Source organism: Microbulbifer maximicatervae (SeqCode), assembly GCF_052467305.1.
The window spans coordinates 2655598-2678530 of sequence record NZ_CP174306.1 but is presented as its reverse complement, the minus strand read 5'-3'; the positions used below and the strand labels follow the sequence as shown (position 1 = coordinate 2678530).

Here is a 22933-nt window from a genome sequence, read left to right as displayed (position 1 = left end):
ATTACAGCCGGCTCGCAGCTTCACTCTCCCTTAATAGTTGCAGCTTGGTGCCGCTTCGGTAGGCGTAAATTACCGAATAGGCGAGTACATTTTGCACATAATTACGCGTTTCCCGGAATGGAATGGTTTCAATCCACACATCATAGGGCAGCTGTTTTCGGGTCTCTTTTAGCCATCCCGCTACGCGGGTTGGCCCGGCATTATAGGCGGCGGCTGCCAGAAAGCGGTTATTGTCAAAGCGGTTAAGTAAGCTACTTAAGTAAAAGCTGCCCAGCGCAATGTTAGTATTGGGGCTCAAAAGGTCCCAGCTGCGTCGATAGCGCACCCCCGCTCTGCGTGCAGTAGCTTTTGCCGTGGATGGGAGCAATTGCATAAGTCCCAGGGCCCCAGAGCTGGATTTTGCATCGTGGCTAAAGTGGCTCTCTTGTCGTGCCACAGCGTAAATCAGATATGGCTCTAGTGCCGAGCTCTGGGCGCCGACCTGTTTGCTCACATCGTGAACAATATCGGAAAAAGCGAGTGGGAATCGCAGTTCCAAGTCGTCGAGGTAGTCAGCCGCAAGCACTGACTGGATTGATTTATGGTACCAACCCCAGGCGCTAGCTACTTTGCCAGCCGCAAGTAATTCCTGGTGGTCCATAGCTCTTGTGGCATAGCTCCATTCCCTTCGGGCATGGAAGAGTTCGCCTATCGCTTGTAATTCTCGGGCCCTCAGCAGTTCGGGGCGCTTTGCCATCTCCTGCACTTGAATGGGGGTGATTGGTGCCGGCCGGTGCTCAAAGCTGTACTGTTGCCCCAAGGTATCAGCGGCAAGGAAACCGTAGTAACTGCGATTGCGGGCGGCTTTGCGGTAAAGGTGGGAGGAAGCTTCGGAACTTCCTGTGCCATAAAGTTCTTCCAGTGAGCGGGCTTTCCAATATATCCACCGGTCGAGTTGTTGTTTCTCCTCTGGCAGGCGGTCAATCCAGAACGCGACCTGTTGCCAATTTAATTCACGTAGGGATTGTCTGGCTAGCCACTCGATGGTGCGGCTATCGGTCACTGTGTGATGTTCAGCCAGCTGTTGCAAGCGCTGCATATTATCCTGGCGAGCAAATTGACGCGCCAAGTGCTTGAACATGGCTTCTTGTTGGGCATCGGAAAACAAGTAGCTGGCCTGATAGCGGTGCCACGCAGTTTCAGCTTTGATCGCGTCTTTTTTCGCCAATTGGTGCAATCCGTGCAACACGATATCGCGATATTCCAGTGGGTTGTAGGCGAACTTGGTGTCAGTGAGAAGCTTCTGTGGGTTGCGATGGACCGAGCGTAAAAGTTTGGCTTTCTCTGCTTGGGCTGGCGTCATTTTTTTGGCGATATAACGTGCCAAATCGAGATTGCCTTCTTCGACTGCCAGCAGGTGCCGCTTCCAGGCGAGTTCCTGCGTCAAGCCGCCGTTTTTCATCCAGCGGGCAAAAACGGGGTCGCACTCCTCGACTTGGGACCGCCCAACAAGCCAGAGTTCTGATATCAACTGCTGTGTTTCTGCCTGATAGCCGTCTCGGCGCGATAGGGCATCGGCGTAATAGCAGCGGAGGGAGGTGCGACTGTGTTGCGAAGGTTGATAATAGCGCAGGTAAGTCGAGAACTTTTTTTGACTACCGAGTTGGCGCAACAACCTGACCATCATCCAGTCGCCAATAGCCGTGCCTCTGTTGCTCTCCAGGAATTGATCAACTTCTTTTAAGGGCAGTTGGTGCAGTTTTTCACTGAGCGCCCAATAGTCAATATAAGCAGCGAGGGGATAATCTTTGAGCTCAGCTTTAAGTGCTCGAAGTTGCCGTCGATCCTTGTATTTTATCGCCTGCCGGGCCTGGCGCAGCTTTTCTCTCTGCGCCGCACGATTATCTTCGGATACTTCCGGTGCGATAGTGGTTGCCTGAACAGATTGTGCATTAGTGGGCACGGCTGTGCAGAGACAGGTGATGATTAGGGCAGAAAGAAGCGCGATTCCTTTTGCGTCAGCTGACATCTCAATTACCTCAGTTGGACGTGTGTTTCCAGCTATGACTGACTATACGGTAAAAACGCGTAAAATAGCTGATTTTTCACAGAACCCGAAAGAGCCGACTTCGCTTCTTTCATCAGCGGGATTGAGGTTCGGGTTTGATAATTGTAGTGCCTATTTATGTTGCTTCTATTGGATGGGGTCAGTCTTCGTTACGGGACCCAGGTACTGGCAGACAATGTCAGCGCAAAAGTTGAGCGTGGAGATCGTATATGCCTTGTGGGGCGTAATGGGGAGGGGAAATCCAGCCTGTTGCGCTTGATCGCGGGGCAAGTTGACGCGGATAGCGGCGAGATTGTTCGTGCCAGCGGTATGGTTCAAGCGGTGTTGGAGCAGGAGTTACCTGCCGATTGCCCCGATTCTGTCTACGGGTATGTGGCTATGGGATTGGGCGAAATAGGCGCTGTTTTGTCGGGGTACAGGGACTCCCCCACAGCAGAGCTACAAGCCAAAATCGAAGCGGCTCACGGTTGGGAGCTGCTGCCGAAAGTGGACAGTGTATTAGATCGTTTGGGGCTCGATGCAGACGAAAAGGTTGCCGACCTTTCCGGTGGCTGGCAGCGCCGTGCTGCTCTGGCTCGCGCTTTGGTGGTGGAGCCTGATCTGCTGATACTGGATGAACCAACCAACCACCTGGATATTGCTGCAGTCGAATGGCTTGAGAATTTCCTCGCCAGCTATCGTGGCGCTCTTTTGTTTGTGAGCCATGATCGTGCATTGGCACAACGTTTGGCCACCAGCGTATGGGATTTGGATCGTGGACACCTGCGGACATTTCGCTGCAAGTTCGACCGTTACCAGGAAGAAAAAGAGAAGCTTCTTGAAGAAGAGGCAAAAAATGAAGCTCTTTTCGACAAGAAGTTGGCACAGGAAGAGGCTTGGATTCGCCAGGGCATCAAGGCTCGCCGAACCCGTAATGAGGGGCGGGTAAGAGCGCTTCAAGCACTGCGTCGCCAACGGGAAGCGCGCCGGTCCCAGCAGGGTATAGCCAAGATGGCCCTGGATAGCGGTGAGATGTCCGGCAAATTGGTCGCTGAGTTGAAGGACGTCACTTTTGCTTATCCCGATGAGCAAGCGTTGATTAGGGATTTATCATTCACGCTGATGCGCGGAGACCGCGTTGGCCTAATAGGCCCCAATGGTGTCGGCAAAAGTACCCTGATCAAACTGCTGCTGGGAGAGCTAAAGTCCCAGGGGGGGAGTGTGCGTCTGGGTACCAAGCAGCAAGTGGCCTACTTCGATCAGCGTCGGGATCAGCTGAATCCCGATTTGACTGTGCTCGATAATGTCGCCGAAGGGCGCGACTCAGTGACTATTGGTGGTAAAAGCCGCCACGTAATGTCTTATTTGGCCGATTTTCTTTTTAGTGGTGTTAAAGCCCGTACTAAAGTCAGCGCCTTGAGTGGTGGAGAGCGAAATCGCGCCTTGCTGGCAAAATTGTTTAGCCAGCCCGCCAATATTTTGGTGCTCGACGAGCCCACCAATGACCTGGATGTAGAAACCCTGGAGCTGCTTGAACAGTTACTCCTGGACTTTGGCGGAACGGTTCTGCTGGTGAGCCATGACCGTGCTTTCCTGGATAATGTGGTGGGCTCATGCCTCGCATTTGAGGGGGATGGCCGCATCCGTGAATACGTGGGTGGTTATGGAGATTTTGTGCGCCAAGGTGGCAGCTTTGTCGCTGAGCTGAAAGAATTTAAGCCAGCTGCTAGTAAACCAAAGGAAAAGCCCCAGTCCCAGGAGGCGGCTCCAGCGAAGAAAAAGAAACTGAGCTATAAGCTTCAAAGAGAACTGGATAGCCTGCCCGCCTTGATTGAGTCTTTGGAAGAAGAGATAGGGGCTATTGAGCAAGAGGTTGCCGACCCCAGTTTTTATCAGCAGGAGCAGGCGTTGGTGCAGGCTAAGCTGAACACCCTGACGGAAAGACAAGCCCAGCTCGAAGAGGCATTTGAACGCTGGTCAGAGCTGGAGGGGGGAGACGACTAAGTTGAAGGGGAAGCTGCAATTATTGCTGCTTCCCCATCCCCAATTTTGAAGGATTATTCGTCTTCCATATGTACCCGAATCGCCAGAACATCGCATTTGGCGCCATGGAGAACGCCGTTGGCGGTAGAGCCGAGTAGTAGTGCTAAGCCGTGACGACCGTGGCTGCCAATAATGATTAGGTCAGCTTCGATATCTTTGGCTAAGCGATGAATCTCAGTAGATGGCTGGCCGAGTATTACGTGTTGGCGATCTGCGGGGATATCCAGCCGATCGGCGGCTTTTTGCAATTGCTCCTTGGCCTGGGATTGTAGTTGGTCCTGTACCTCGGAGAGGTCCATTGGGATGTCGCCGCCATAGGCAAAAGTCAGGGGCTCAATGGCGTGAAGTAAGCTTAGCTCTGCACCAAATGCTTCAGCCATATCAGCGGCCCTATCAAGCACCTGAGAAGATTCTTTTGACAGGTCCAAGCCCACGAGGATGTGTCGGTATTTCGCCATAATTTACCTGCTCCTATCCCTTTTATTGACTGTGAAAAACACCCTTGTGACACCTATTTTGAGTCTACCGCAAAAAAAACCGATTGACATAGATCACGCGGAACACCGCACAATAGTCACTTTTTTCCACTGATGAGGAGTGGTTATGTCTGATTGGTTGCCGGTGATTATCGTCGGATTTGCCATCGCTTTGGTGCTGGGGCCGGTGATGTGGCTCAAGCCCAATGCCCGTGACAGCCGTCTTGCAGATTTGCGTAGCCGGGCGGCCCAGGCTGGCATTACCGTACAAATCCAAGCGCTGCCTGCGGCTTTGGGTGATGGGACTGCGGCTGTCTATTATCACCGCTGGCAGAACCGCAAAGGCCTGAGTGTGGGGTGGGTTTTGGATAAACAACGGATTGAGCACGAACTGAATTTTTCCGGTGTTTGGGATTGGGCTGATGGCCAGCCAGCTCCGCAAGGGGCATGGAAATATTTGCGCGAGCTACTGGAGAGAATCCCTCGGGACGCCTGTGCGATTACTGCAACACCAGTGGGGCTCGGTATTCAGTGGCCGGAGTCAGGAGGCAATCAAGCCTTCCAGAAACTGATGGCGTCGCTCGATGAGTACACCCCCTTAATAGAAGAAGCTATTCGAAAAGTGAGTTCACGCGCGGCGACTGAGGGGCTGTCTTGATTGCCGTATTAGCGGTGTAAAAGAGCGTCTACTGAGTCGCATTTAGGCGGACTGCCCAGTGCCAAATTTGGTGACTGTGAGTGGAAAATTGTCAGCTTTGCTTGACCGCGCTTGAAGTGAGGCTTATATATTCGCGCAGCACAAGCCCGATAAGAGGGCTTGAAAGACTTGCAATAGCAGTAAATTTTCATTTGAAATCAAAGGCTTATGGGTAAATCACTGGTCATCGTCGAATCACCGGCCAAAGCGAAAACCATCAATAAATATCTCGGCAAGGACTTTGTTGTGAAGTCCAGTGTCGGCCATATTCGCGATTTGCCCACAGGTGGGGGCAATAAACAACCGGTTGACGCAAAGGAGCGCGCCCGTCGTGCAGCGGAAACACGCAAGCTTTCCCCCGAGGCGAAAGAGGCTTACAAGCGGAAGAAAAACCGCGATCAGCTGATTAAGCGTATGGGGATCGACCCGGATCACGAGTGGCAAGCCCACTACGAGATACTGCCGGGTAAAGAGAAAGTGGTGAGTGAGTTACAAAAACTCGCCGAAGGCGCCGATCATATCTATCTCGCAACGGACTTGGATCGCGAGGGAGAGGCAATTGCCTGGCATTTGCGTGAAGCAATTGGTGGCGATAACGATCGCTACCGCCGGGTAGTGTTTAATGAAATTACCAAGTCTGCGATTCAGGAGGCCTTTAAAGATCCCGGCCGTCTGAATATTAATCGGGTAAACGCCCAGCAAGCACGCCGTTTCCTCGATCGAATCGTTGGCTATATGGTATCCCCTCTACTGTGGGAAAAAGTGGCCAGAGGCTTGTCTGCGGGGCGTGTGCAATCTGTTGCGGTCCGCCTCGTAGTTGAGCGGGAGCGGGAGATTCGCGCGTTTATCCCGGAAGAGTACTGGACTCTGTTTGCCGATACGGCGACGGCAAAGGCTTCCAAGCTGCGCCTCGAGGTGAAAAAGCAGGCTGGTGAGGCTTTCCGTCCTACCAACGAAGAGCTGGCAATGAGTGCTGCCAAGCAGCTTCAGTCCAGTGAGTTTGTTGTTTCCGCCCGTGACGATAAGCCAACCAGCTCCAAGCCCAGCGCACCATTTATTACTTCCACCTTGCAGCAGGCGGCCAGTAACCGCCTCGGCTTCAGTGTGAAGAAGACCATGACCCTGGCCCAGCGCTTGTATGAAGCCGGTCATATCACCTACATGCGTACAGATTCCACCAATCTCAGTAAAGAGGCTGTGGAATCTGCACGGGATTATATTGCCGAGAATTACGGCGATAAGTATCTTCCAGAAAGCCCCAATAGCTACAGCAGTAAAGAGGGCGCTCAAGAGGCGCACGAAGCGATTCGCCCATCCGATGTTCGTATCGCCCCAAATATGTTGTCCGGTGTTGAGCGGGATGCGGAGAGGTTATACAACCTGATTTGGCAGCAGTTCGTGGCCTGCCAGATGACGCCTGCCCAATTTACCTCCTCTTCAATCGTGGTCAGCGCAGGTGACTTTGAATTGCGTGCGCGGGGTCGAGTAATTCGTTTCGATGGTTTCCTGAAAGTTGCGCCACCGAGCGGCAAAAAAGATGAAGATCTGGTGCTTCCAGATGTGAAGGTAGGCGAAAAGCTATCCCTGCAACAGCTGGATCCCAAGCAGCACTTTACCAAGCCGCCTGCGCGGTTTAGTGAAGCGGCCCTGGTTAAGGAACTGGAGAAGCGCGGTATCGGACGCCCCTCCACCTATGCTTCCATTATTTCCACGATCCAGGATCGTGGTTATGTCCGCTTGGAAAACCGTCGTTTTTACGCTGAGAAAATGGGGGATATTGTTACCGACCGTCTCAGCGAAAGTTTCAAGAACCTGATGGACTACGGATTTACCGCAAACCTGGAGGAATCCCTGGATGCGGTTGCCGACGGCGATAAGGGTTGGAAGCAACTGCTCGATGAGTTTTATCAGGACTTTTCCGGGCGCCTGGAAAAAGCCCAGTCTGCCGATGCAGGTATGCGTCGCAATACGCCGACAGACACGGATATCGAGTGCACCAAATGTGGCCGCCATATGCAGATCCGCACTGGCTCCACCGGTGTATTTCTGGGGTGCTCTGGATATGCACTGCCGCCAAAAGAGCGTTGTACCAATACCATGAACCTGGTTTCTGGTGATGAGGCGGTCGATGCGGATAAGGACGAGGAAGCTGAATCCAGGTTGCTGCGGGAGAAGCGCCGCTGCGGCAAGTGCGGCACGGCTATGGATAGCTACCTGTTAGATGAGCAGCGTAAATTGCATATCTGTGGCAATAACCCGGATTGCAATGGCTACGAGATTGAGCAGGGCACTTTTAAAATTAAAGGCTATGACGGCCCCATTATTGAGTGCGATAAGTGTGGCAGTGATATGCAGTTGAAGTCTGGTCGCTTTGGCAAGTACTTCGGCTGTACCAATGAAGACTGTAAAAACACCCGCAAGCTGCTGAAAAATGGGCAGCCGGCGCCACCGAAAATGGATCCGGTTCCCATGCCGGAATTGGCCTGTATCAAAGTGGAGGATCACTATATCCTACGCGATGGTGCCTCGGGTCTATTCCTGGCTGCCAGCCAGTTCCCGAAAAACCGTGAGACCCGTGCGCCCCTGGTTAAAGAGCTGCTGCCTCACCAGAGTGAGATCGATCCAAAATACAGCTTCCTATTCTCTGCACCGACTCAAGATGACAGTGGGCGGGATACCGTAGTTCGATTTAGCCGCAAAACCCAGGAGCAATATGTTCAATCTGAGGAAGAGGGCAAGGCGACCGGTTGGCGTGCTTTTTATCGCGATGGTGGTTGGAAAGTAGAGGCCTCCACCAAGAGCACTGCTGCCAAGCGCAAGAAACCGGCAGCTAAAAAGACAGCGGCAAAGAAGTAGGTAATGAGTAACTCTTACACGATTCATGTCACTTCGGCTCTACGCAAGAGCCAGCTGTTGCTGCAACAGCCGTGGGACTTGCCTCTCCAGCGCGATGCGCTGGAAGAGGCAGCGTTGATGCAGTTGTGCAAGGCCTATCGGGCTTTTCTTGCAGAGCAGGCCGCCCAGCTTCAGCTGGGATTTGAACCGGAGTCTCCGCAGTTGATCATTGATGCGCTGGGCGTTCAGGGTAGGGCTAGTGCGGAGGCCAATGAGCTGTCCGGCCTGGTCGGCGATCCGCAGAGTTGGTTATCCCATATGCTTTACGCCTGGGAAGAGCAGCAGAAAATATCTGTGGGTGCTGATGAAAAACAGCAACAGGTTAATTTAATCCCGCTACACAACGAAGTTGCCAAGCCCGAGTTTGCACCTTTGTCCAAAGAGTTATTGCTTCAGTGGCATCGTTCTCTGAGTGAGTTGGTGGTGAGGCAGCGCGCTCACTTGGATGAGTGTTAACTAATACGCTTACTCGACCTCGGTGAACTTCTGAATAGATTCGTAATATTCCTGCGAATTTTGAAGGTTGTTGATATCAGGCGCACCTCTGCGGGAAAGTCCGCTGTCCTTTGAGTGAGTCACAATAGAGTAGTTGTGGCCCACTCGACATAACCCGCAACCGGTGCAACGTGCAAAGCAATTCACTTTTCTCTTGTGATCTCTTGAGTGGTTTAGGTAATTCTTTGATATAGCGTACTGGTAATAGACTGCCTCGAAAGTCAGGAGCCAGAAGCCCTCAAATTGGATGAATGAAACTTATCGCAAGCCTGTGGTACACTGGGCGCAAACTGTTGTGCCGTGAAGGAAAAGCGAATGTCCTCCGAAACTTTTGAAATAATCGAGCTGGCTAATGGCGATGTAGCTTTGCGTCGTGCTGGCCATAAAGAGGACCCTTTGGTAAGCATTTCTTTTTCTGCAGAAAGCCTTCAGTTTCTGCGCAAGAACAAGGTTGCTGTGGCAAGGGCTATGTTGGAAGCGGGCATTGAAGCCGTACAAAATCTAGACGATCTTGAGGCTGGTTACTTCGAGGAAGAAGACGATTTAATGCCGGTAAATCATACTATTCACTAACATCAGCGTTAGTTCGAGTCTTATCAACAGCGGCCAATGGCCGCTGTTGTCGTTTTTAGGGGCTTAAGGCGTTTGGCGAATAACCCCTACGGCTAATCCCTCAATCACAAAGTTCTTATCTCTCATATCGACTTGAATTAACTCAAAGTCATCATTTTCAGGTAGCAACTGAACGGTTGCCTGATTTCCCTTGCGGCGAAAGCGCTTCACAGTGACTTCATCATCGATACGGGCAACCACGATTTGGCCATTGCGCACCTGCTCGGTCTTTTGCACTGCCAGCAAGTCTCCATCGAGAATGCCCGCATCTCGCATACTCATACCATGCACCCTCAACAAATAATCTGCGGGAGGATGGAAGAAGCTCGCGGGCAAGTCGCAATAATCTTCAATATGTTCGCTGGCGAGTATGGGATTCCCTGCAGCTACTCTACCCACAATCGGCAAGCCGGATTGGTGATCCGGAATTCGAATGCCTCGGGAAGCGCCGGCAACCATCTCAATGGCGCCTTTTCTGGCGAGCGCTTTCAGGTGTTCCTCGGCGGCATTGGGTGAGCGGAAGCCGAGCTCCTGGGCAATTTCTGCCCGCGTTGGCGGGTAGCCTGTTTCATCCAGGTAGGACTTGATCAGGTCGAGAACCTGGGACTGACGAGCGGTGAGATTGGTCATAGATTTACCTAGTTTTCTGTATTTATATACAGTTGCTGGAATTATATACAGATTTATTGTTCGCGCAATCCTCAGGTTTTAGTCTTTGTGAGCTGCTACATTGATGGAGAAAGCAAGGAGAGAAGAAAGCGTTGAAGGAACTGACAAAGAGGGAAAAATAATGTTGGATGCAAAAATGCCGGAAGCCTGGAGAGTGCTTCGTATTCAGTCTGAATTGGTAGATGGGATAGAGCGGCTGATAGCGTTAGGTGGTGCAGTGACAGTGTTTGGAGGGGCGAGATTTACAGAGGACAGTCCTGAATATCAGCAGGGGGTAAAGTTGGGAGAGTTGCTCGCGGCTGAAGGGATCCCCGTGATTACCGGTGGTGGGCCGGGGCTGATGGAGGCTTGTAACCGAGGGGCTTTCGGGCAGCCCGGCGCATCAATTGGGTTAAACATAGAGCTGCCTTTTGAACAGGCGGCAAATCCATATCAGGACATCAGTTTGAACTTCCGATACTTTTTTGTACGGAAATTTATGTTTGTAAAACACGCACTTGGATTCGTTGGACTTCCCGGTGGCTACGGCACGTTGGATGAGTTGTTTGAAGCTCTTACCTTGGTGCAAACGCAGAAAGTGCGGCGTTTCCCAATTGTGTTGGTAGGTAAGCGTTACTGGAGTGGGCTGTACGATTGGTTGGTAGATACAGTGTTAGAGCGCGATTGTATCGATGCCAGTGATCTAGACCTTTTTCATATCGTTGATAGTGTGGAGGAGGCTGCGGCCCTGATTATGAAATATATGCAGGTGAAAGAATAATTAATCGGGTGATCTTAAAATACCGAAAAAATTTTCAAAGTTATTTTTGTTAAAGCTACCCCCCGGACTAAAAGGCTATGCCGGCTGGTGGGGTGGCGTACTTGCACAAGTTGGCGGGAGATCAACTCCTGCAGTATTGATCTTACCGCCTGACATACATTTCCCTGTTATTTTTACTCTTGTACCTTGCTGAGTGGAGAGCTTAGCTGGCGGGCTCTAGATCAGTGAGAATATGCTACTCTGGCGTCGATTAAACGTATGTTTTAAATGGTGGTTTGATACTTATGAGCCAGATAGATACGGTCAGCCGGATACTCGATGCAGCGGAAGTGCTGTTTGCTGAACGGGGTTTTCCTGAAACCTCATTGAGAACAATTACGAGCACGGCCGGGGTTAATCTGGCGGCAGTTAACTACCATTTCGGCTCCAAGAAAGAATTGATACAGGCGGTATTTGAACGCTTTCTAACGCCTTTCACTAACGCTCTGGAAGAAGAGCTTGATCGCCGTATTGCCCTGGGGCAGCCCCTGGGGGTGGAGGAGCTGATCGAATGCCTGTATCGAGTTGGGTTGGGAAGCCTCGGGTTGGAGGGAAAGGATCCACAGCGATTTATGCGTCTTTTAGGATTGGCCTATACCCAGTTCCAGGGGCATTTGCGTCGATTTATCGTATCTCGATACGGGGATACTTACCGTCGTTTTGCAGGATTGCTGGCTGAAGCGTTACCGGGCTTGGACCCAGAAACTTTCTATTGGCGCCTCTACTTTATGCTGGGAGCGACCATTTTCACACTGTCGAGCCACGATGCGATTGAGGCTATCCTGCGGGAGGATTTCGGTTCTGACAGTACCCTGACCCAGACTCTTGAGCGATTGGTACCCGCTGCTTCGGCCATGTTGAAGGTAGATAATTAGTGGGCGCACTCTTAAATCGATAAGGAACTTAATATGTCTTTACCACCCGGACCGGTCATGGTGGATATCGAGGGGCTTGAACTCACCGAGGAAGACTGTGAGTTACTTCGGCATCCGATGGTGGGCGGGCTGATCTTTTTTGCGAGAAACTATCGGGATCGCAAGCAGCTTATCCAATTGGTTAACTCCATCCGTGCGGTGCGACCAGAGATCCTGCTAGCGGTAGATCAGGAGGGTGGTAGGGTTCAGCGGTTTCGCGATGACTTTACGCGAATACCCTCAATGCAGGCCCTCAGTGCTGTCGCCAGTAACGAGCAGTTGCAGGATGTGGGGTGGCTGCTGGCCGCAGAGTTGCTGGCTGTAGGAGTGGATTTTAGCTTTGCGCCGGTTTTGGATGCGGATGACAGTCACAGCAGGGTGATCGGCGATCGGAGTTTTTGCCCCGACCCCGCCCAGTTAACCGCACTGGCTCGCCCCTTTATCCAAGGGATGCGCGAAGCGGGAATGGCCACGACAGGCAAGCATTTTCCGGGGCATGGCCACGTGCTGGAAGACAGTCATGTGGAGTTGCCAGAGGATAAGCGCTCGTTGGATCAGGTCATGGCAACCGATGCACTTCCGTTTATCGATTGTATTGGAACCCAGGAACTTACCGCGGTGATGCCGGCCCATATCCGCTTCATCAACATTGATAGCCAGCCGGTGGGATTCTCCCGCTATTGGCTGCAGGATGTATTGCGGCGACAGCTGGGATTCAATGGAGTGATTTTTAGTGATGATCTGTCTATGGAAGGGGCGGGTGCGGCCGGAGGCTATGGCGATAGGATTCGCGCAGCCCTGGAAGCCGGTTGTGATATGGGTATCGTATGCAACAATCGTGTCGGCGCTTTTGAGGCGCTGGCGGCACTGGATACCTTTGTGCCCAAACCGGAGTCCACTCATCGGTTGTCGGCTATGGGTGGCAGGCCGGTGATCGGCTCCTGGGAGGAGCTTGAGAAGAGTGCGCGGTGGCACAGAACCAGGGAGTGGTTAGCTTCCATAATGCGCTGAAATAAGTTGTTGAGATCCGTCGTCTATTGAGAAGGCGTTGTACGGATATTACTGATTGTTGGTTAAAGCGGAGGGGTTCGAGTGGAGTCCGTTGAGAGCGTGCTGTTGTCCTGGCTTGGTGAGAACCGGGTCTGGATAGTTTCTGTTTTCCTCATAGTACTTGCGTCTGGGGTGTTGGCCTGGTTATTTGGCCGGTTTGTGCAGCGCATGGCCATTAAGGCGGAAAAGACGGTTAACCCCTGGGATGATGCCTTGGTTGGGGCGCTCTCCCCTCCCGGGCAGGTATTGGTATGGCTGTTGGGCTTGACTGTCGCTGCCCAGCGAGCGGGGGACGCCACTGGTGCCGAGATATTCTCCCTGGCTGCACCGACGCGGGAAATAGGCTTGATCCTGGTGATGGCTTGGTTTGCCTGGCGATTCTCACACAGCGTGGAACATAACCTGTGCGATCCGCGCTATATGGGCAAGCCGATGGATGCCACTACGGTACGTGCGATCGGCAAACTGGTCAGGGCCTCAATCGTGATCACGGCGGGAATTGTGGTCATGCAGTTCCTGGGTTACAGCGTCAGCGGTGTTTTGGCATTTGGTGGTATTGGCGGACTGGCTGTCGGTTTTGCGGCCAAGGACCTGCTGGCAAACTTTTTCGGTGGCCTGATGATCTATCTGGATCGGCCCTTTGCGGTGGGCGACTGGATTCGCTCCCCCGATAAGGAGATTGAGGGGACCGTGGAAGATATCGGTTGGCGCCTGACCAGAATCCGCACTTTTGATATGCGACCCGTCTATGTTCCCAATGGTATCTTCACCCAGATTGCGGTAGAAAATCCTTCCCGTATGTTAAATCGTAGGATTTTTGAAACGATTGGTATTCGTTATGAAGATGCCCACCATATGGCGGCCATCGTGGCGGATGTTAAAAATATGTTACAGGAACATCCGGAAATTGATTCTAATCGTACGCTTATTGTTAATTTTAATAGTTTTGCTTCCTCCTCTTTGGATTTCTTTATATATACGTTTACCCGCACTACCGATTGGGTTCGTTATCATGAAGTAAAACAGGATGTTCTATTAACGATTCTTAAAATAATTGAGGGATATGGGGCATCCTGTGCATTCCCAACCTCAACATTACATATTGCCGATATACCTTCATTAACGCGAGAGGCCGCGTTAGACAGTTGAGGAATGGGAGTGCAATAAGGTACAAATGATTAGTTTCTAATTGAGCACTATTGAAGATTTTGACGGTTAATTACGCATATTGGGAAAAACGTAGTATTTATTTCACATAGAAAACTAGACACTGGCGCTGTTTTATCTAAGAATCAGGGTACGTCCTTTGAGTATATGCTCATCGGATTAAGCAAGATAGCATTCTGCATGGAGCAGTTTGTTAACAATGGGGTGGCGTTTGCCCCTCTTGCCGAATTGAGCAGTGAGGTAAAAGAGGTAGGCGCAATAACAATAATGAGGTTTTCTCAATGAGTGATCGCGTTACAGGTACAGTGAAGTGGTTTAATAACGCACGGGGTTATGGCTTCATCACCTGTGGAGAAGGAACTGAAGATATTTTCGTTCACTATCGCAGCATTCGCGGCGAGGGCTACAAAACCCTTAATGAGGGGCAGGCGGTAGAGTTCGAAATGCAACAAGGTGACAAAGGACTGCTGGCGGAAGATGTTGTTCCCTGTGAGTGATTTATAGATCACTCGTTGAAAGAACTGTTGTCGTGTAGGGTCCTGCGGCTCGATTGACGCCGGCCCTGTCAGCGCCTCTGAAAAGCGGATCTTTATGATCCGCTTTTTTGTTTGCTACTTTGCAGTGGATATAGGCTTTTCTTCTTTAAGTTGCATTTGTGTCCCTCTTTGTAGATTTGGTCATATCCCACCCCACCTAAAGTCCCCAATGTAATTGTGTGTATATGAGTGAGTTTATTGTGCTCAATACCGCTGTGCTAATTATTATTTTAATACTTCCGGAATATTGGCCCACTGATTGCAATTTTATGTTGTTGTGGGGTGGCGGTATTTGCTTGTTTGCTGGCAGTATTTTGATTAAAGATAAATTGATTAAATATCGGCTGGGTGGGGTGTGCTTGCAGTGATGGTGAAATTAATTCGTTTGAGGTGAAGAGTTTTAAAGGTATATTTAAAATAATCGCCCCTGCAAGATTTGCAGGGGCGATTGGCGAAAGTCGATTATTTAAATAAATTAACTTTCTGTGCGGTTATCTTTTTCTTGGTCGGAATTAAGTATATTCATATTTTGCGAGTCTTCTTTGGGTTTGGCTACAGTGCGCACTTCAATAAGAATGCCAAATGCAGGGTGGTCGATATAATGAAGTTGTCCGCTACGCAAACGTCTCTCGTGTTGCAGTCTTGCAGCATGGGCTACATATAATGGCTCTTCTTTTATAAATTCCGGCTCGCCCAGTGTGAGTGGCTCAGTTGTGTTAATTGCGCCCTGACTATTTTCGATATCAAACCCGTTATTTTGTGAATATGAATTTTCAATATCACTGTAATTGCCGGTTAGGATTTGTAGTGGCTTTTCGATTTTATTTTGTGGGCGCTGAGGAAGAAGAATGCTGTGTTCCCCGGGTTGCGTATAAAAATCGCTGAGCCACAAATTAGTACTGATATGTAAATAGCGAGCGACACTCAGGGTGATAGATCCCTCAAGCTGGCTGTGGCCGCTGAGCTGGCTGCCGCCATCAATCAGAATGGCCGGGGAGTTTCTCTTGGTTTTTAAAACCTGGCGCCAGGCCTTGTGAAACAGGACCCTGTCACCAGCCCTGGAAATTGCGGCGGCTTTGTTGTCCAGCAGCCTGGGTACTGGTCTTAGCAGCAAGTTTCTTGGTGCTTGCTCAGAGTTCTGCAAACTAGTAGATGCGTCGCCCTCAAGTTCCGATGATTCAATATCGGCTGGGCCGCTCGTATCTGGGCTCGAGATGATGTCTTCAAGCGATAACACCTCATCCTCTGTTGGCTGAGTTGGGGTGCGCAGGGTGTCAAAGTCGATCCACTTTGATGGATACTGAAGACGGGGTGCCGTCGGCCAGGTCTCTGCGGTTCTTTCCATCCCCTGGGGGCGCTCGAATACGATCATTTCTATTTCGAAAGTATTGCCAGCGTAGTTGACGGCCTGGGCACTGGTTGCTGCCAGCGTGAGCGCCAGGGTTGAGCAGAGGCTAATTATCCTTTTCATGGGTTTACCACTTAAACAATTCTATTTGGGTGCAGAGGGTGTCATTGCCGACAGGCCGTTTAAGCGGGAGTAGGAGACTCATTAGTTTTGCCGCCAGCTCCCGCTGCTGCCTGCCGGATGGTATCACTGTGCAAGCTTTTCCAGAACTTCGTTAATTTCCTGGAGCTTGCGATCAGTACCCTCCTCATCGAGACTGAAATTCAGTTGGTTTGCGCCGGCCAGCTGGTAGCGTCCCGGCTGGGTTTGCACCATCTTAACCAAAGTGAGCGGATCTACACGGGTATTCTCCGCAAATTCGATACGCCCTCTTGCCGCAGAGGCCTCAAGTTTGCGGATGCCCATATTCTCGGCCTTTAACTTGATCTCCGTGGTGCGGAACAAGTGTTTTACCGATTCCGGCAGTAGCCCGAAACGGTCGATCATCTCTACCTGAAGTTCTTTCAGTTGCTGCCCGTCAGTGGCATTGGCAATGCGTTTGTACATGATCAGTCGGCCGTGGACATCGGGCAGGTAGTCCTCGGGAATCAGCGCAGCAACCCGCAGATTGACGTCCACCGCAGGGGATTCGAGGGGTTCGTCAATATTCGGTGTGCGGCCCTCGCGAATGGCCTTCACTGCCTTGTCGAGCATCTCCATATACAAGTTGAAACCGACACTCTGAATCTGCCCGCTTTGTTCCTCACCTAGCAGTTCGCCTGCACCGCGAATTTCCAGGTCGTGGGTAGCCAGGGTAAAGCCTGCACCTAAATCCTGGGCCTCGCTAATCGCTTCCAGGCGCTTCACGGCGTCATTGGTCATGGAGCGTTTGTTGGGAGTCAGTAGGTAGGCGTAGGCCTGGTGGTGCGAGCGTCCCACGCGACCGCGCAACTGGTGAAGCTGGGCCAGGCCGAACTTGTCTGCGCGCTCGATCAGTATCGTGTTGGCTGTGGGGACGTCGATACCGGTTTCGATAATGGTGGTACAGACCAGGACATTAAAGCGCTTGTGATAGAAGTCACTCATTACCTGTTCCAGCTCCCGTTCGCGCATCTGGCCGTGGCCTATGCCGATACGGGCCTCGGGAATCATCTCCTGTAGCTCCCGCGCGATTCGCTCAATGCTTTTGACTTCGTTGTGCAGGAAATACACCTGACCGCCGCGCAATATCTCCCGCAGGATAGCCTCTTTTACCAGGGCATCATCGCGCTCGCGCACGAAGGTTTTCACGGAGAGACGTCGTGCTGGTGGGGTGGCGATCACCGATAGATCGCGAATACCGGCCATGGCCATATTCAGGGTGCGGGGAATAGGGGTGGCGGTAAGGTTGAGGATATCCACCTCGGAGCGCAGGCTCTTCAGACGCTCCTTCTGCCGGACGCCAAAGCGGTGCTCTTCGTCGATAATCAGCAGGCCGAGATTTTTAAAGTCCAGATCGCTTTGCAACAGCTTGTGGGTGCCAACCAGGATGTCCACCTTGCCACTGGCAACCTTCTCTTTCACGCTGTCCACTTCCTTGCCGGACCGGAAGCGGGAGATCACCTCGATATTGATCGGCCAATCGGCAAAGCGATCCTGGAAGGATTGATAGTGTTGCTGGGCCAACAGGGTGGTGGGAACCAGCATGGCCACTTGCATACCTGCGTGGGCCGAGACAAATGCAGCTCGCATGGCCACTTCTGTCTTGCCGAATCCCACGTCGCCGCAAACCAGTCGGTCCATCGGCTTATCTGAGAGCATATCCCCCAGAACTGCCTCGATGGCTTGTTGTTGATCTGGAGTTTCCTCGAAGGGGAAACCTGCGGAAAATTCTCGGTAGGCCAATTGAGGGTTATCGAAGGCATGGCCAATACGGGCTTCGCGGCGGGCGTAGATATCCAGCAGCTCTGCAGCTGCATCGCGGACTTTCTCGGCGGCTTTGCGTTTGGCTTTTTGCCACTGTTCACTGCCCATTCTGTGCAGTGGGGCCAGGGCTTCATCGGCACCGGAGTAGCGGCTGATCAAGTGCAGGCTGGCTACCGGTACGTAGAGCTTGGCATCGTCGGCATATTCAAGGGTCAGGAATTCTGCCGGTTGCCCGTCGATCTCCAGGTGCTGTAGGCCGCGATAACGACCTACGCCGTGATCAATGTGAACGACGGGAGTGCCCATGCGCAGTTCAGCCAGGTTTTTAACCGCGTTGTCCGCTTCATCTTTGGCTTTTTTACGGCGGCGTTGCTGCAGTACCCGCTCACCAAATAACTGCGGTTCCGCGATCAAGTTGATTTGCGGGTCCTTAAGCAGCAGCCCTTGATCGATGGGGGCTACGGTAATGCCGATAGTGTCCTTTGCTGCGAGGAAGTCCTGCCAACTTTGGAAGCTGGGAGGGCTGAGCCGTATGCCCTTTAATAGCTCCAGCAGCGCTTCGCGACGCCCGCTACTTTCAGCACAAAATAGCACCCGACCGGAGTATTCCATCAGGTAGCTTTCCAGTGCAGCCAGGGGTTGTTCGGACTTGCCATCTACTGGCAGTGAGGGGGGGACGGAAGTGTCAAAACTACAGTTGCCCTGGGCTTCCGGAAGACTCTCCGCAGAGAAGATTGCCCGGGGCATGGACTTCAGGGCACCGTTAAGCTCATCAATTTCCAGTAAAATCTGGCGCGGTGGCAATATGGGACGGGTCAGGTCGCCGCGACGACTTTCATAGCGGTTGCTGACTTCGCGCCAGAAATTGTCCAGCGGCTGTTGGATATCTCCCTGTAAAAATGCCTGGCTGCCCTCGGGCAGATAGTCGAACAGGCTTGAGCAGTTGCCATCGAAGAACAGGGGCAGGTAGTACTCAATGCCCGCCGGGGCAATTCCTGCACTGATATCCTGGTAAATTGGCACTTGGCTGGGATCGCTATCGAATTCACCGTGCCAATTTTGCAGAAACCCTGACAGGGCAGCCTTGTGCAAAGGGAATTCCCGTGCAGGTAAAAGGTGAATGGTTTTCACCTTGTCGATGGTGCGTTGGGTTTCCGGGTCAAAGGTGCGCAGGGATTCAATTTCATCGTCGAACAGATCGATGCGGTAGGGCAGGGGGCTGCCCATTGGGAAAATATCCATCAGTGAGCCGCGCACAGCGAATTCGCCGTGTTCGTAGACGGTGTCTACGCAGTGGTAGCCGGCCTGCTCCAGCAGTCTCCGCTGGATATCGATATCAAACTGCTGCCCCTCCTCCAATATCAGCGCATTGCCGGCAATATAATTGCAGGGTGGTAGCCGGTGCATCAGGGTGCTGACTGGGATTATGACGATCCCAGTCCCCATTTTCGGCAGCTGGTAGAGGGTGGCGAGGCGATCCGAGATGATGTCCTGGTGGGGAGAGAAGGTGTCGTAGGGGAGAATTTCCCAGTCGGGAAAATGGAAAATTTCCAGTTCTCCGTTTTCCCCCTTATCTCGCCGCACTTTGTTAAAAAATTTCAATTGCACCTCTAAACGGTGCGCTTCGAGACTGTCCTTTGTGATTAACAGGGTGGGCGCTTTGTTATTGCGTGCCGCGTTGAGGATGGCGAGCGCGGCAGCTGCGCCATGCAGTTGTCCCCAAAATTGTCGGTCACTGGAGGAGCGAAACTTCGGTGGGGTCAGGGGCTGTATTTCTGTCATCTTTCCTTATATATCCGCGCATTCATTCGAGATGTCTTCGAGGTCGGCTATTGTAGCCGCGAACAGTTTTGCTTGCAGGGAATGTTAACCCTGCCTGTGTTTCCAGTCGGGAACAACTACGCTTTTTTATGGATTGCGCAATGTCGCTCGGGTGGACTACAAAAAGGTAGTTTTACTACATTTTTTTGGCTCTTTTTTGCTCAGTTGCGCAGTGTAAAGCGAACACTATAATGCGCAGCCATGCGGTCCTGAGTGGTTTCAAGGCCGTATTTCTTGCCTACTAAATACATTGCAGAGGTGTCCGATAGTGACTCAGAAGCGACCGAAGCCCGCGGACTTTTTCAAGGACTGGAAACAGCGTGAAGCACTGGCTGAATCCATGATTCCGATGATTGGAAAGCTCAACCGTGAGAGCAACGTCGGTATTTATATGTACGGCCGCAACCTGGTTAATCGCTCAGTGCTGAGCATTATGAAAGCGCACCGTTTCGTGCGTCAGGTTGAGGAAAATGAACTCTCCGAGTTTGAAACCTTCCCTGTATTGGAAGCCATCTGCAAGATGGAGCTGGGTCCCGTACATATCGACCTGGGAACCATGACCAACAAGTACATGCGCGACGATCGCGGCTTGTCTGTGGACGAGTTTGTACGTGAAGAGCTGTCCGACGCAGCGGGTGCCGGCAAGCCTCTGCCCGAATCCAAAGATGTTGTGATCTACGGTTTTGGTCGCATCGGCCGTCTGGTTGCCCGCCTGCTGATCGACAAGGCTGGTAGTGGTGATGTTCTGCGTCTGCGCGCTATCGTACTGCGCAAGGGCAAGGCCCCCAACGACTTGGTGAAGCGCGCTTCTCTGCTGCGTCGCGACTCCGTACATGGCGCCTTCCAGGGCACTATCCGTGTGGACGAGGAGACCAACTCCCTGATCTGTAACGGTAACGAAATCAAGATCATCTACGCCAACTCCCCTCAGGAAGTGGATTACACCCAGCACGGTATCGACGATGCGATTATCGTTGACAGCACCGGTGTATGGCGCGATGAAGAAGGTCTGAGCCAGCACCTGCAGAGCCCAGGCGCTTCCAAGGTGCTGCTGACCGCACCGGGCAAGGGCGATATCAAGAATATCGTTTACGGTATCAACAGCAGCGACATCAAGCCGGAAGACAAGGTACTGTCCGCCGCTTCCTGTACCACTAACGCCATCGTGCCTGTCCTGAAAGCGATGATGGATGGCTACGGCGTTGAGCACGGCCACGTAGAAACTGTACACGCCTACACCAACGACCAGAACCTGATCGACAACTACCACAAAGGTGAGCGTCGCGGTCGCGCAGCAGCGCTGAATATGGTTCTGACTGAAACCGGTGCTGCCAAGGCGGTTGCCAAAGCGCTGCCCGAGCTGAAAGGTAAGCTCACCGGCAACGCAATTCGCGTTCCGACTCCTAATGTTTCCATGGCGATCCTTAACCTGAACCTGGGTAAAGAGACCACCAAGGAAGAGCTGAACGAATATATGCGCGATGTGGCACTGCACTCGCCGCTGCGTCAGCAGATCGATTTCACCAACTCCCCGGAAGTGGTGTCCAGCGATTTTGTTGGCTCCCGCGTTGCCTGCGTATTCGATTCCACTGCGACTATCGTGGATGGCAAGAACGCTGTGCTCTACTGCTGGTATGACAACGAGTTTGGTTATAGCTGTCAGGTAGTTCGCTGCCTGGAAGATATGGCTGGCGTTCGTTATAAGCAGTTCCCCAAAGAAGACTAAGGCGTCAAGCCTCCTCGCCGCAGTCGGTACCCAGAGCCGACTGCGGGGTTCCGGCGACTGTCCCAGTCGCCGCGCCATGCCTCCCCAAATCCCTGTTTTTTCAACAGAAATTTCCGATCTTAGTGCCACTTAACGACTTTCCAGGCTGGTAATGACTCTGGCCCGTCTTTATAATGCGCGCGATTTTGCGGGGCGGCCGTGCGCCGAGAAGTTAGCGCGCACAACCAATTAGTCAGCTTCCTTCCTCCCGGTTCACGGGTGATACGGCATAAGCCCTCGCAGCACGGAATTCCACAATAGGACCCGTCATCCCAGGCATGGGACGGTGGGTCCTATTGCAATTTTTTTAAACTAGAAACTTAGGCATAGGCGTATGAGAAAGATCCGTCGGGGATTGGACTTACCCATATCCGGCGCGCCCGAGCAGGTCATTCAAAAAGGACCTGCGATCAAGACCGTTGCTGTTCTCGGCCCCGATTATCACGGGATGAAGCCGACAATGGCAGTGGCTGTAGGGGATCGCGTCAATCTTGGTCAGCTGTTGTTTAGCGACAAAAAAACTGAAGGCGTGCGCTACACAGCGCCTGCTGCCGGTCGTGTTGTTGCGATTAACCGTGGCGCTCGTCGTGTTCTGCAATCCGTCGTGATTGGCATAGACGGCGATGCAGCGGAACAGTTCCAAAGCTACAGCGCAGATAAACTGTCTGGTCTGACTCGCGAACAGGTCGTTGAAAACCTGGTTGAGTCCGGCATGTGGACCGCACTGCGCACCCGCCCGTTCAGCCGCGTTCCCGCCCTGGATGCTGAGCCGGTAGCGGTGTTTATCAATGCGATGGACACCAGCCCTCTGGCAGCCAATCCAGAAGTAGTGATTGCTGAGAATCCCAAAGCCTTCTCCCAGGGCGTTGAGATTCTTTCCAAGCTGGCAGAAACCACTTACGTCTGTACTGCTCCAGATGCGGATATTCCAGTACCGAGCGCAGCGAATATTCGCCGCGAAACCTTTGCTGGCCCCCATCCGGCAGGCCTGTCCGGTACCCACATCCACTACTTGAAGCCAGTTTCTGGCAACCGCAGTGTATTTACCATTAATTACCAGGATGTGATCGCTGTAGGCAAACTGTTTACCACCGGTAAGCTGTTTACCGATCGCGTCGTTTCTCTGGCAGGCCCTCAGGTCAAGCAGCCGCGTCTGCTGCGCACCCGCCTCGGTGCCAGTCTGGAAACCCTGACTTCTGATGAGCTGAAAGGCGATAACGATCGCATCATCTCCGGCTCTGTATTTGGTGGCCGCACCGCTGCTGGCCCGATGGCTTACCTGGGTCGCTACCACAACCAGATTTCTGTACTGGAAGAGGGCGATGAGCGTCCGTTCCTGCACTATCTGCGTGCGGGTAATAAGCGTTTCTCTGTATTCCCGATTTATCTGTCGCGCCTGGTGAAGAACAAGCTGTTCAACTTCACCACCAGCACCAACGGTTCTGAGCGTGCCATGGTACCCGTCGGTAGTTATGAGAAAGTCATGCCGCTGGATGTACTACCCACTCAGTTGCTGCGCTCCCTGATCGTTGGCGATACTGCAATGGCTCAGAAGCTGGGCGCACTGGAGCTGGACGAAGAAGATCTGGCGTTGTGCACCTTTGTGTGTCCGGGCAAGTACGAGTACGGCCCCATTTTGCGGGACAACCTGACCCGTATTGAGAAGGAGGGGTAAG

At 52.4% G+C, this 22933-nt stretch carries 17 protein-coding genes; 12 read left to right on the top strand and 5 right to left on the bottom strand.

Annotated elements, in window-relative coordinates; genetic code table 11:
- Window position 1 precedes the first annotated feature (1 nt).
- On the bottom strand, window positions 2-2008 hold the full coding sequence (locus ACJJI4_RS11770) for a transglycosylase SLT domain-containing protein (RefSeq protein ID WP_444928188.1): 2007 nt from the start codon (window positions 2006-2008) through the stop codon (window positions 2-4).
- Window positions 2009-2164: 156 nt separating this feature from the next.
- Here ACJJI4_RS11770 and ACJJI4_RS11765 point away from each other — a divergent pair, with 156 nt between their 5' ends.
- The gene (locus tag ACJJI4_RS11765) at window positions 2165-4030 is read left to right on the top strand and encodes an ATP-binding cassette domain-containing protein (protein ID WP_444928187.1); all 1866 of its coding nucleotides are present in this window, start codon (window positions 2165-2167) and stop codon (window positions 4028-4030) included.
- A gap of 53 nt (window positions 4031-4083) precedes the next feature.
- Here the strand turns inward: ACJJI4_RS11765 and ACJJI4_RS11760 are convergent, their stop codons facing one another.
- Entirely contained in the window at window positions 4084-4527 is a 444-nt protein-coding gene (locus ACJJI4_RS11760) for a universal stress protein (protein WP_282932316.1), read from the bottom strand.
- A gap of 145 nt (window positions 4528-4672) precedes the next feature.
- On the opposite strand from ACJJI4_RS11760, the gene ACJJI4_RS11755 reads away from it, so the two are divergent.
- From ACJJI4_RS11755 to ACJJI4_RS11740, 4 genes are all read left to right on the top strand, one after another.
- Window positions 4673-5203: a hypothetical protein gene (locus ACJJI4_RS11755; protein ID WP_444907928.1), complete on the top strand. Its 531-nt coding sequence runs from the start codon at window positions 4673-4675 to the stop codon at window positions 5201-5203.
- 207 nt (window positions 5204-5410) lie between these two features.
- On the top strand, window positions 5411-8098 hold the full coding sequence (gene topA / locus ACJJI4_RS11750; protein ID WP_282932318.1) for a type I DNA topoisomerase: 2688 nt from the start codon (window positions 5411-5413) through the stop codon (window positions 8096-8098).
- 3 nt (window positions 8099-8101) lie between these two features.
- The gene (locus ACJJI4_RS11745; RefSeq protein ID WP_444911030.1) at window positions 8102-8593 is read left to right on the top strand and encodes a DUF6586 family protein; all 492 of its coding nucleotides are present in this window, start codon (window positions 8102-8104) and stop codon (window positions 8591-8593) included.
- Window positions 8594-8947: 354 nt separating this feature from the next.
- Window positions 8948-9205 (top strand): hypothetical protein, encoded by a 258-nt coding sequence (locus ACJJI4_RS11740; RefSeq protein ID WP_282932320.1) that lies wholly within the window; start codon window positions 8948-8950, stop codon window positions 9203-9205.
- Between the two features lie 63 nt (window positions 9206-9268).
- On the opposite strand, the gene lexA is transcribed toward ACJJI4_RS11740, so the two are convergent.
- Window positions 9269-9874, bottom strand: a complete 606-nt coding sequence (gene lexA, locus ACJJI4_RS11735; protein WP_444893501.1) for a transcriptional repressor LexA — start codon at window positions 9872-9874, stop codon at window positions 9269-9271.
- A 160-nt stretch (window positions 9875-10034) separates the two neighbouring features.
- On the opposite strand from lexA, the gene ACJJI4_RS11730 reads away from it, so the two are divergent.
- The 5 genes from ACJJI4_RS11730 to ACJJI4_RS11710 all read left to right on the top strand — a co-directional run bounded on the left by ACJJI4_RS11730 (window position 10035) and on the right by ACJJI4_RS11710 (window position 14340).
- Window positions 10035-10673, top strand: a complete 639-nt coding sequence (locus ACJJI4_RS11730) for an LOG family protein (protein ID WP_282932322.1) — start codon at window positions 10035-10037, stop codon at window positions 10671-10673.
- 284 nt (window positions 10674-10957) lie between these two features.
- Window positions 10958-11587 carry a TetR/AcrR family transcriptional regulator gene (locus tag ACJJI4_RS11725; RefSeq protein WP_282932323.1) on the top strand — a complete coding sequence of 210 codons (630 nt, stop codon included), beginning with the start codon at window positions 10958-10960 and terminating at the stop codon, window positions 11585-11587.
- Window positions 11588-11620: 33 nt separating this feature from the next.
- The gene (nagZ, locus tag ACJJI4_RS11720; RefSeq protein ID WP_413662433.1) at window positions 11621-12637 is read left to right on the top strand and encodes a beta-N-acetylhexosaminidase; all 1017 of its coding nucleotides are present in this window, start codon (window positions 11621-11623) and stop codon (window positions 12635-12637) included.
- An 81-nt stretch (window positions 12638-12718) separates the two neighbouring features.
- The gene (locus tag ACJJI4_RS11715; protein WP_413662432.1) at window positions 12719-13825 is read left to right on the top strand and encodes a mechanosensitive ion channel family protein; all 1107 of its coding nucleotides are present in this window, start codon (window positions 12719-12721) and stop codon (window positions 13823-13825) included.
- 299 nt (window positions 13826-14124) lie between these two features.
- The gene (locus tag ACJJI4_RS11710) at window positions 14125-14340 is read left to right on the top strand and encodes a cold-shock protein (protein ID WP_020413094.1); all 216 of its coding nucleotides are present in this window, start codon (window positions 14125-14127) and stop codon (window positions 14338-14340) included.
- Between the two features lie 514 nt (window positions 14341-14854).
- Here the strand turns inward: ACJJI4_RS11710 and ACJJI4_RS11705 are convergent.
- Both ACJJI4_RS11705 and mfd read right to left on the bottom strand, forming a co-directional pair.
- Window positions 14855-15850, bottom strand: a complete 996-nt coding sequence (locus ACJJI4_RS11705; protein WP_413662431.1) for a CsiV family protein — start codon at window positions 15848-15850, stop codon at window positions 14855-14857.
- A 123-nt stretch (window positions 15851-15973) separates the two neighbouring features.
- Window positions 15974-19453: a transcription-repair coupling factor gene (gene mfd / locus ACJJI4_RS11700; RefSeq protein ID WP_444928186.1), complete on the bottom strand. Its 3480-nt coding sequence runs from the start codon at window positions 19451-19453 to the stop codon at window positions 15974-15976.
- A 304-nt stretch (window positions 19454-19757) separates the two neighbouring features.
- Between mfd and ACJJI4_RS11695 the strand changes: the two genes are divergently transcribed.
- Both ACJJI4_RS11695 and ACJJI4_RS11690 read left to right on the top strand, forming a co-directional pair.
- A complete protein-coding gene (locus ACJJI4_RS11695) occupies window positions 19758-21218 on the top strand; it encodes a glyceraldehyde-3-phosphate dehydrogenase (protein ID WP_444916215.1) in 1461 nt (486 codons plus the stop codon).
- 373 nt (window positions 21219-21591) lie between these two features.
- A complete protein-coding gene (locus ACJJI4_RS11690) occupies window positions 21592-22932 on the top strand; it encodes a Na(+)-translocating NADH-quinone reductase subunit A (RefSeq protein ID WP_444928185.1) in 1341 nt (446 codons plus the stop codon).
- Window position 22933 lies beyond the last annotated feature (1 nt).

Bases quoted from the DNA above. Each gene is read 5' to 3' on its own strand.
- ACJJI4_RS11770 (WP_444928188.1), bottom strand. From the start codon at position 2,008: ATGTCAGCTGACGCAAAAGGAATCGCGCTTCTTTCTGCCCTAATCATC.
- ACJJI4_RS11765 (WP_444928187.1), top strand. From the start codon at position 2,165: ATGTTGCTTCTATTGGATGGGGTCAGTCTTCGTTACGGGACCCAGGTA.
- ACJJI4_RS11760 (WP_282932316.1), bottom strand. From the start codon at position 4,527: ATGGCGAAATACCGACACATCCTCGTGGGCTTGGACCTGTCAAAAGAA.
- ACJJI4_RS11755 (WP_444907928.1), top strand. From the start codon at position 4,673: ATGTCTGATTGGTTGCCGGTGATTATCGTCGGATTTGCCATCGCTTTG.
- topA (WP_282932318.1), top strand. From the start codon at position 5,411: ATGGGTAAATCACTGGTCATCGTCGAATCACCGGCCAAAGCGAAAACC.
- ACJJI4_RS11745 (WP_444911030.1), top strand. From the start codon at position 8,102: ATGAGTAACTCTTACACGATTCATGTCACTTCGGCTCTACGCAAGAGC.
- ACJJI4_RS11740 (WP_282932320.1), top strand. From the start codon at position 8,948: ATGTCCTCCGAAACTTTTGAAATAATCGAGCTGGCTAATGGCGATGTA.
- lexA (WP_444893501.1), bottom strand. From the start codon at position 9,874: ATGACCAATCTCACCGCTCGTCAGTCCCAGGTTCTCGACCTGATCAAG.
- ACJJI4_RS11730 (WP_282932322.1), top strand. From the start codon at position 10,035: ATGTTGGATGCAAAAATGCCGGAAGCCTGGAGAGTGCTTCGTATTCAG.
- ACJJI4_RS11725 (WP_282932323.1), top strand. From the start codon at position 10,958: ATGAGCCAGATAGATACGGTCAGCCGGATACTCGATGCAGCGGAAGTG.
- nagZ (WP_413662433.1), top strand. From the start codon at position 11,621: ATGTCTTTACCACCCGGACCGGTCATGGTGGATATCGAGGGGCTTGAA.
- ACJJI4_RS11710 (WP_020413094.1), top strand. From the start codon at position 14,125: ATGAGTGATCGCGTTACAGGTACAGTGAAGTGGTTTAATAACGCACGG.
- ACJJI4_RS11705 (WP_413662431.1), bottom strand. From the start codon at position 15,850: ATGAAAAGGATAATTAGCCTCTGCTCAACCCTGGCGCTCACGCTGGCA.
- mfd (WP_444928186.1), bottom strand. From the start codon at position 19,453: ATGACAGAAATACAGCCCCTGACCCCACCGAAGTTTCGCTCCTCCAGT.
- ACJJI4_RS11690 (WP_444928185.1), top strand. From the start codon at position 21,592: ATGAGAAAGATCCGTCGGGGATTGGACTTACCCATATCCGGCGCGCCC.